The 8,140-nt window shown below is 52.0% G+C and carries 8 protein-coding genes and 1 pseudogene; 8 read left to right on the forward strand and 1 reads right to left on the reverse strand.

Translation table 11 applies throughout. From position 1 onward, the window contains the following. Positions 1–268 precede the first annotated feature (268 nt). On the forward strand, positions 269–1,570 hold the full coding sequence (locus NO887_RS18215) for a site-specific recombinase (protein ID WP_256419587.1): 1,302 nt from the start codon (positions 269–271) through the stop codon (positions 1,568–1,570). 219 nt (positions 1,571–1,789) lie between these two features. Beyond that, positions 1,790–2,950, forward strand: a complete 1,161-nt coding sequence (locus NO887_RS18220) for a hypothetical protein (RefSeq protein WP_256419588.1) — start codon at positions 1,790–1,792, stop codon at positions 2,948–2,950. A 250-nt stretch (positions 2,951–3,200) separates the two neighbouring features. Here the strand turns inward: NO887_RS18220 and NO887_RS18225 are convergent, their stop codons facing one another. Further along, positions 3,201–3,497, reverse strand: a complete 297-nt coding sequence (locus tag NO887_RS18225; RefSeq protein WP_256419589.1) for a DUF8011 family protein — start codon at positions 3,495–3,497, stop codon at positions 3,201–3,203. A 281-nt stretch (positions 3,498–3,778) separates the two neighbouring features. Here NO887_RS18225 and lrp point away from each other — a divergent pair, with 281 nt between their 5' ends. From lrp to NO887_RS18255, 6 genes and pseudogenes are all read left to right on the forward strand, one after another. Further along, a complete protein-coding gene (gene lrp / locus NO887_RS18230) occupies positions 3,779–4,234 on the forward strand; it encodes an HTH-type transcriptional regulator Lrp (RefSeq protein WP_256419590.1) in 456 nt (151 codons plus the stop codon). 157 nt (positions 4,235–4,391) lie between these two features. Further along, positions 4,392–5,015 carry a helix-turn-helix domain-containing protein gene (locus NO887_RS18235; RefSeq protein WP_256419591.1) on the forward strand — a complete coding sequence of 208 codons (624 nt, stop codon included), beginning with the start codon at positions 4,392–4,394 and terminating at the stop codon, positions 5,013–5,015. Between the two features lie 14 nt (positions 5,016–5,029). Further along, positions 5,030–5,587 (forward strand): PIN domain-containing protein, encoded by a 558-nt coding sequence (locus tag NO887_RS18240; protein ID WP_345780170.1) that lies wholly within the window; start codon positions 5,030–5,032, stop codon positions 5,585–5,587. Between the two features lie 377 nt (positions 5,588–5,964). After that, positions 5,965–6,957: a ParA family protein gene (locus NO887_RS18245; protein WP_256419593.1), complete on the forward strand. Its 993-nt coding sequence runs from the start codon at positions 5,965–5,967 to the stop codon at positions 6,955–6,957. Further along, entirely contained in the window at positions 6,957–7,454 is a 498-nt protein-coding gene (locus NO887_RS18250) for a DUF7970 domain-containing protein (RefSeq protein WP_256419594.1), read from the forward strand. The genes NO887_RS18245 and NO887_RS18250 overlap by 1 nt, the downstream gene beginning before the upstream one ends. A 455-nt stretch (positions 7,455–7,909) precedes the next feature. Continuing rightward, positions 7,910–8,026: pseudogene (locus tag NO887_RS18255) on the forward strand (PadR family transcriptional regulator); the annotation flags it as partial. Positions 8,027–8,140: the final 114 nt, after the last annotated feature.

The following is an 8,140-nucleotide window of genomic DNA, read 5'->3' on the forward strand; positions in this document are numbered from 1 at the left end:
ATACAATATAAAAGTGTATTCGTTCGTCCAGATAGGCTCTCGCGGCCGATATCACTCGATAAGCACTCACTGGCTCTCATATCCACCGTAATTATTTACTTTGTCTTAGTTGAGTAAGACAGAGTAACTTCTTAGTGGCCCCCACCCGTGGCCCCAAACGAGACAGAATCAGAATTATGGCCGACGTTTCCCCATACTGTCGCTCCAGCTGGAACGCCGCGTCCACAGCGGTATTCCGACAGCACAAACCCTACACTTCGGAGGCTCAATGACGGGTCGTCGCTCCGTCGAGACGCCGATCGAGGACACGTTCACGAAGTACCTCACGGACAAGGGGAAGGGCGACGCCGGCGAGCAAGGCGCGTACCGAACCGACGCCGATCGCGAGCTAAATCGATTCCAACGCTGGTGTCTCGGCGAGACCGCCGACCCGGCGAACGCCTCCCCACCGGAGTCATGGGCGGGCGTCGTCGACGGCGACACCGTCCGGTTCGCGGACCTCGATACGACGGTCTTCTCGGACTACGCGCGATACCTCTCGACTGCGGGGTACGCCGCCGGGACGGTACTTACCTACTACGCGCACGTCGCGTCGTGGTGCGGGTGGGCGCACGCGCAGGGGTACATCTCGCGGCACTACGCCCGCGAGTCGGACGCCGAAGATCCGCTTCCCGAGAACGACGGCCGCCGGCCGGGCGACCAGCAGGCGTGGGAACCGATCCACCGCGACCTGATCACCCAGTTTGTCGATCGGCGCGTCTCCGAGTCGTTCGACGCGCTCGGCGCGATTGAGGTTTCCCACGCCGATCGAGGCGACCCGGAGAGTGAGACGTGGCAGGCCAAACAGCGCGCCCGGTTCGAGGCCTACCAGCGGTGTCGCGAACAGGCGCTTGTGTACGTCGTCGCCTACACCGGCCTGCGAGGTTCGGAGTTCCTCTCGGCACCGAAAGAAGACCGCGACGGTCGGAACGGGATTCGATGGCGTGACGTGTCGTTCGCAGACAGCAGCGTCACGGTGTTCCGAAAGAGCCGTGAGTGGAAGGAGGCATCACTCCCCGAGCCCGTCATCGGCCCCCTGCGCCGGTACGCCGAGGTGCTGGACGTGCCGGACTCGTGGCCGGTGTTCACGACGCTACACCGACCCTCGCTCGCCTCACACGTCGCTAATGGACTCGCCACTGTCGGTCTCCGCGACGACGCGATCGATCGTGTTCGCAACGGAACACCTGACCTGATCGTCGCTGCTGAGCACGACCTCGACGCCCCGAAATCTCTCACCACCGACGGTGCCCGGTCGATCATGGAACGACTCTGGACACACGACACACTCGCCGAGCGTCGCGACGAACTGGATCTCTCACTTGATGGCGACTATCTCGAACTACATGGCGGGCGAAGGGGTGTCGGAGAAGTGCTGGTTCGACAGTTTGGCTACGCCGCAGCTGCCCGGTACCTCGACAACAGCGAGGAACAGGTTCGCGAAGCGTACCAGCACATCGAGGCCGCCGAGCGCGCTGATATGGCGACTGAGGCGTTCTCACAGACAGACCATCGCGTGAACAAGAAATGACTGTGGAGAAGTTGGTCAAGCGTCCGTCAACAGGCCGTTAAATAGGGGTCTGTTCAATTATCAACGGCTGATATGTTTTCGTCTGGTTTCGATCAATACAGGAGCCACATAGCACTAACCGCCGCTTTCAGCAGCGTCTAATAAGGCCGTTTTTGAATCTCTCTTTAACCCGTAGTATCATACGAGTAGAATCTCTATTCGTATACTGTCGCAATGTGTTTGGCATCTGATTCAGCAGACCTAGTTCAAAAATTCATCAAAACGAGAGAAAATGATGACTTGGAAAGTTCCGAGATGTCTCGACTGTGGGTAGAAACACGTGAGACCATCACCGAATTGTTCTTACAAGAAAACTGGAAACTGTCTGACCGTATAATTCAGGAGGAGGTTCAAAAGGCATTAGGACCACTTGATCTTCCATCAGAGGACCGTTTAAAACCGCATTTTGAGGAAGTGATCGAAGACTTGCGATCCGAAACAACGTATACGGCTTACATATATTTCCCAGAACTCGTAGAAATGCCAATTGGGAAAGAGATTGGCGATCTAGTGGTTATCGAGGAGCCTGCGGAAAAAGAAGATCTATTAGAATATATGTCAAATATGTTTGCTAAGAATGAGCATTTTGTTAATCTTTATGAGGGGCGAACATGGGGTAAATTAGAATTTAGTTCTTTTAAACGCCGAGCCTATATCCGAGAAGAATTATTCAATCAATTACAACCGATTTTGGGTGCACTCAATGTGGGTACTGGTAGAGCTCCACCTCCAGAAGATCTTGCAGGTGGTATCTACCATCCTGAAGGATACATCTGGTTTCTTGAACCCAGTCAAGAACCATCTGGGTGGACACGATATGATGAACGATTCGCCGAACCCACTTTAACAAAGTTATCAGATGTGCTTCAAAACAATGAGGGGGATCGAACACCGCTCGAATCGAATATTTTAGGTTCTATTCGGTTACTTACACTACATAGCCATAATTACCGTGATGAGCATTCATTTTTGACATTGGTTGCAGCATTAGAGGGCCTTTTACTTGACAAGTACGAACGTCCGAAGGCCGATAGAATGGCTGAAAAGACAGTTCAGCTTCTATGGCCAGATAGTGACGTCGAGACTAAGATTGAGCATTATGATCGTATCAAAGGCTGGTATCATACCCGTTCTGGGATTATTCATGGAGGGTATCAGAAGGTCACCCGAGAAGAGGTTCGGGATGTGGAGAAGACTGTGGAACATGTGGTGAGAGAACTAGTAAAACTGACTGACGATTACTATTCCTTACAGAAACAAGGTGGTGAGAATAATACGTATACTGGTTTGAATGAAATGTTTCTTGAACAACGATTACGTACTTCGTTTGAGGAGGAGTAATCAGATAACTCACTGGCAGGCTCTGCTGAAATCCTCAACAGCTGATACATTCTGAGCTCTGGTGTTCAGTATAGGAAACTCACAGATCGATCAACCCGTTAAACTACCCTGTCCTTGTCAATAGCGACGTGCGAGATACAGAGAGTGAAGTCGGTAGACTCTCCTATATCTCATCTGGGGTTCGGTTACGGATCAGTCAAGGGAACACCTCTGTGACAATCGGAGCGAATTGGCACAGGACAACATAGCACTACATTAGAAAATCGGAATCGATGACGAGAGTAGCAAGAAGAATAATATATACGAAAATTGCGGCAATACGTAGTACACCAGCGGCCCGTCGTCGGTGGTTCGGTAGTGATTCAGCAATTCCGGACAGCCCAAATCCGGCACACATGAAGAGTATGAAACTGCCCGGCGTGGAGTTGGCTATAATGGTGTAATATCCGTACTGGCCGATGAAGAGAAGAGCCCCAGAGAGATAGACGAGTGCCAAAATCCCACCAGTGGGCTCTTTGAACACAGTGTCTTTGATGATGGAGGGCATCGCATAAGCCGTTTCTCGCTGGTAGTAAATAGCCCCTGATTTGGCTCACACGGGGGAAAGTATTCTACACACACTTATCGGACGGTGGCAAGGCCTCTGACCGATATGCGCCCTGTATCTTGCACGGTGATGCGAATCTCATCTGAAACTGTTAGAAATTCCAGTGGTCAATTCGCACTCTTCAGCGACCGGCTGTTTCAGGCGAGAATGTGTCTGATGAATAGTATTTCACCAGAGCCCAAGTAAAACAATTATCCCCCCTACAGATCAAAATAGGATCAATGGCGTACGAAAACCTCGATACGGAACTAGTAAACGCACTTTTGGGGGATGGCCGTGAGAGTTTGCGCAATCTCAGCGACAAGCTTGATGTGTCGGTGACGACGGTTTCGAACCATTTGGCAGATCTCGAAGACGCAGGTGCAATTGAGGGATATACGCCAATTGTCGATTACAACAAACTTGGCTACGACGTGACTGCCATTCTCCAACTCAAAGTTGATGGCCCCGGGCTACCGGATATTACAGACGCGCTTCGCGATGAACCACAAATGATGAGTGTGTATGAGACTACCGGCGATTACGACATCATCGCGATTGGAAAGTTCACCGACTCCGACGATATGAACAACCAGATCAAGCGTATCTTGGCCGATGCAGATGTACAAGAATCCAATACGAGTGTCGTCTTGAATGCAGTGAGTGAATACACACAGTTCAGCGTTGGTGACGACTAGCGCGCTTGTGGAACCATCTGTCGTATCTAAGCGCGTCTGAGCAGAGCTGATTCTCACTCGTAGCGAAAGCCCCACACTCTCCTCTTCTTATCCAAACTACAGTGCCCCATCTCTATGGCAAACGTTTATGGTTTCCAGTTTCGTAACTCTACACAACATGAGCTACGATACAGAACACGTGCGAAACGTGGGTGACACTCCGGGGATGATCACCGGAATCCCTACGTTCGCAGAATTACTCGAGAACCCGCCTCTCGCTAGTCTCTATACATCGATTCGGCGGTCCGGGATTACCACGGGCCCTGAACTCGTTGAAACAACGACAGTCTCGAAGAAGACGGTGTACGACTATCTCCATAAACTGGAACGGGCGGGCCTGATCAGCAAAGTTGACCACGATAGCGGGACCGCCGTATACACCGCTGAAGAGTTCGAACTGACATTGACGGTCCGCGAGACAGAAGTCTCGATTACCCCCGAACTTATCGAAGTGATCGCACAGAGGAACGAGTATCCAGCGATCGAGCGGGTTCTCGAAGACCACGGCATCGTCACGTTCGCACTCGCATACGACCTCGTGAAAGCACACAGTGAGGGGGATGTCACAATCCGGCAAATCGCGAGCCTCGCAGACCTTTCCTCTGGAACTGCGTATGATCTTGTCGAAGCCCTCTATTCGATTCTCGATCTTGGTGATGACGAGTCGGGCCCGACGATGTACACACCAGATGATTTCGATGAGGTCGAGGGCGATCTCCTCGAAGAATTTGACGACAAGTAGACCGAATGACGAGGATCTATACTGCGAATATTGCGGATACGGTGATGTTTCGGAACTTGGGGAAGCACCCCAGTCCACACCTACAATCGCTCAAAAGTGCCGTAGAGGAAGCCGGAACAGAAATTTGGGTGCCAGCAGCAGTCTACCACGAACTGGCGGATACCGGGAGTGCTGACTCACCGACGAATCCGTACCTCGATACGGCTATCCAAGAAGGGTGGCTGCGGGTAGCCCCACCGCTTCCCGGTAACCGTACAGAGGGATTCGATAGTAGTGCTGGACCGGTTGAGAAAGCACGGTTCGTTGCAGATGGGTTTCTCAACCAGCAGGGCAAGTATCCAGAGACGAACAACTGGCAGGATGCAGCAGTGGTCGCGTTGGCAGTTCGATTGTTCGATGCGAATGCTCGAATCCGTGTGATCACCCACACAGCGGACGAAAATCTGGCCAAGGCGTGCGCTCGTATCCCTCCTGAATTCGGGTACTACGATATCAAGTCCCGATACTACAACCCGCCCCAGACAGCGAAGGCTGAGTTTCCAACTATTGACCAACTTTCGTGGAATGAGTGAACCACCTCTAGGTCCAGCTCCGAGGCACTTGCCTTGATTATTGACGAATATAACAGATACCTGTCACAGACATCTGTTATAGATAGATATTCTAGATAGTTTTCTCAGGTGCATGCTTTCAGATCGAGCATCCCATCAGTACAGCCTCTAGTTCCAAATAACCGAAACAGCTGGTAATTACAGACGGCTATCACAGACAAAATTTTAGCGCACAACCTCTAACTGATTGCGTTTTTGTAGCTGAATCCGTGTATCTTCACTACTCATCGGTAAATACAGATAGTCGTTACAGACAACCGTTCTAGACATTCGTTACAGATCATAGGCACGAATGTCTGACACAGATATATGTAACAGGCAGTCATATGAGTCGATATATGATAACGACCGTCATCTACGCTGAGTCCGGGGGGACGTACAAAACGACCATGACAGCAAACCTCGCGGTCGCGCTCAAGCGGATGGGGCTTGATGTCCTCGTGATCGACTTAGACCCACAGACAGGTAATCTCACCTCACTCTTCGACGTCGGAGAGAACCGTGGGAACCCGGATGCAGATAATCTCGTAAAGCACATTCTGGAAATGCCTGATAGCGACTTCGACGACCTCATCGAGACCTCTGAGGAGGGCATCGACATAATTCCGAGCCACGATATGCTGGGGGACTTTACCTCCAACCTCGAGCAGAAAATCTCCTATGAAACGGGGATGAAGGGTATCTCTCGAGACGAGTACCCCCGCTTCGAGCTTCTATACAATCTCCTCTGGGAGCGAGAGCAGTTGAACGAAAAGTACGACGCAGTCCTCATCGACCCTAACGCGCGCGCTGAGGACCTCCTCTACAATGCTATCTACGCGCTTCGGACACTGGTGGCACCCGTTAAGCCAGCTGGGAAGGGAAGTCTCAGCCTCGATGGTCTCGAGGAGATGGTCGGAAACATGGAGACTGCGCTGGACATCGAGATCGGGCTTTCCTGCGTGGTTCCGTCCGGGGTCGGGCAGACGAACGCCCACAGGCAGTATCGCGATCAGTTCGAAAATACGGACTCCTTTGCAACGCCAGTCTCTATCGGGTCACGAGAGAGTCTGATGGACGCTATGTGGGAAGCCCGTGGCTCTGCGTTCAAAGTAGTCGAAGAGAGGTGGAAGACCTACGAGGAGGACGGCGAGATGATCACGAAGAAAGGTGAGCGTAGAGTGCCCGACCGTGAACTCGAAACGCTGGAGAAGCTATGGCAGTTGGCGGGGTTCATCGCGACGGAGACGTTCGATGTAGATGTCGACGATGAACTCGTCCTAGATATCGATGACTACGGGACTGAGACGGTGCGGTTCAACCTCACGACTGAACCGGAGGTGGCTGACTAATGGGGGGAGATTCATTCAAATCCGGGTCAGGGAACCTCAACTTCGGTGACGAGGAGGAAGAAGCAGATGACGAACCAGAGAGACCCGATGATATCGCGAACGAGGAGGCAGATGATCAGGAGCCCGATGTAGCTACTTCTGCCGAAGTAAAAGAATCCCGGACCTCCCGAGGAACGAAGAATGCGAACAGTCCCAGCGAGAAGAGCACGACGACTACCCCGCCGGCCAGCGGAGCACACCAGACGAGCAGCCATCAGTATCCGTACTTCGTACGTCGGAGTAATGTCGGAGACGAACGAGACAACCGGCTTGAGATCTTCGCTCGCGATGAAGTCGTCTCTCGAGAAGCGGAGTTTCGTAGCCGGCTCGCTACGGAGCTCGGGGCCGATGATATCGCGAAGACAGACGCCCGTGAGTATGCACTTCTCGCGGCGTTCGACAATGTGGAGGCCGTTGCAGAGCTCATGAGAGGAGACGGGTACGGCGAACTCGATTAGCGGCTGTTTTCGTTCACTTCACCCTGCAACCGCTGAGGTTCTACTTCGTTTCCCCCACGGTGGCGCATACTTGATAGGAGACTTTAACGGCCTTAGATATCTACGCAATCCAGCCATTCAATGAGGAGGATTCTGACTGGTGTGCCCTGTTGGATCCGCAGAAAGCGTTGGGATCTGGTCACTCCATATTCGTTTTAGGAGCGCTGTCGAGAGAATTCAGAGATAGAAACTTGCAGAGAACGAGGAGATCGGAGTCACTAGGGAAATCGATCCAACTCCTCGACGACGAAGAGTGAGATACTCGTGTCTTCGGAAATTGTGATGCCCGTCCCGTCATCGGATTCAACAGAGCACACGCCAGAGCTATTCTTGGGTAAACAGTTCGACTGATGTGTTGTCATAACATCATTTCATAAACCAGTAGAATTTCAAAACTCGAATACGTAAGAGAAAGTATGTACGACCTCACAGGCTTTCAGCGGGACTTGTTATACGTAATCGCCGGCCTTGATGATCCACACGGTCTCGCGATCAAAGACGAGCTCGAGGATTACTATGATAGCCCGTTGCACGGTTTCAAAATCAGTTCAGACGTATCCGGCATCTATCACTAACGGAGCGAAATAGTCACTTTCACTAGACTAAAAGCCGGATTGGAAGTATGACACCAACACAATCCGACACTG

It is taken from the genome of Halorubrum laminariae (assembly GCF_024494655.1).
GTDB classification, from domain to species: Archaea; Halobacteriota; Halobacteria; order Halobacteriales; family Haloferacaceae; genus Halorubrum; species Halorubrum laminariae.

Excerpts from the sequence above, each read along its gene's own strand:
- NO887_RS18225 (WP_256419589.1), bottom strand. The coding sequence starts at position 3,497 with ATGCCCTCCATCATCAAAGACACTGTGTTCAAAGAGCCCACTGGTGGG.
- lrp (WP_256419590.1), top strand. The coding sequence starts at position 3,779 with ATGGCGTACGAAAACCTCGATACGGAACTAGTAAACGCACTTTTGGGG.
- NO887_RS18215 (WP_256419587.1), top strand. The coding sequence starts at position 269 with ATGACGGGTCGTCGCTCCGTCGAGACGCCGATCGAGGACACGTTCACG.
- NO887_RS18235 (WP_256419591.1), top strand. The coding sequence starts at position 4,392 with ATGAGCTACGATACAGAACACGTGCGAAACGTGGGTGACACTCCGGGG.
- NO887_RS18250 (WP_256419594.1), top strand. The coding sequence starts at position 6,957 with ATGGGGGGAGATTCATTCAAATCCGGGTCAGGGAACCTCAACTTCGGT.
- NO887_RS18245 (WP_256419593.1), top strand. The coding sequence starts at position 5,965 with ATGATAACGACCGTCATCTACGCTGAGTCCGGGGGGACGTACAAAACG.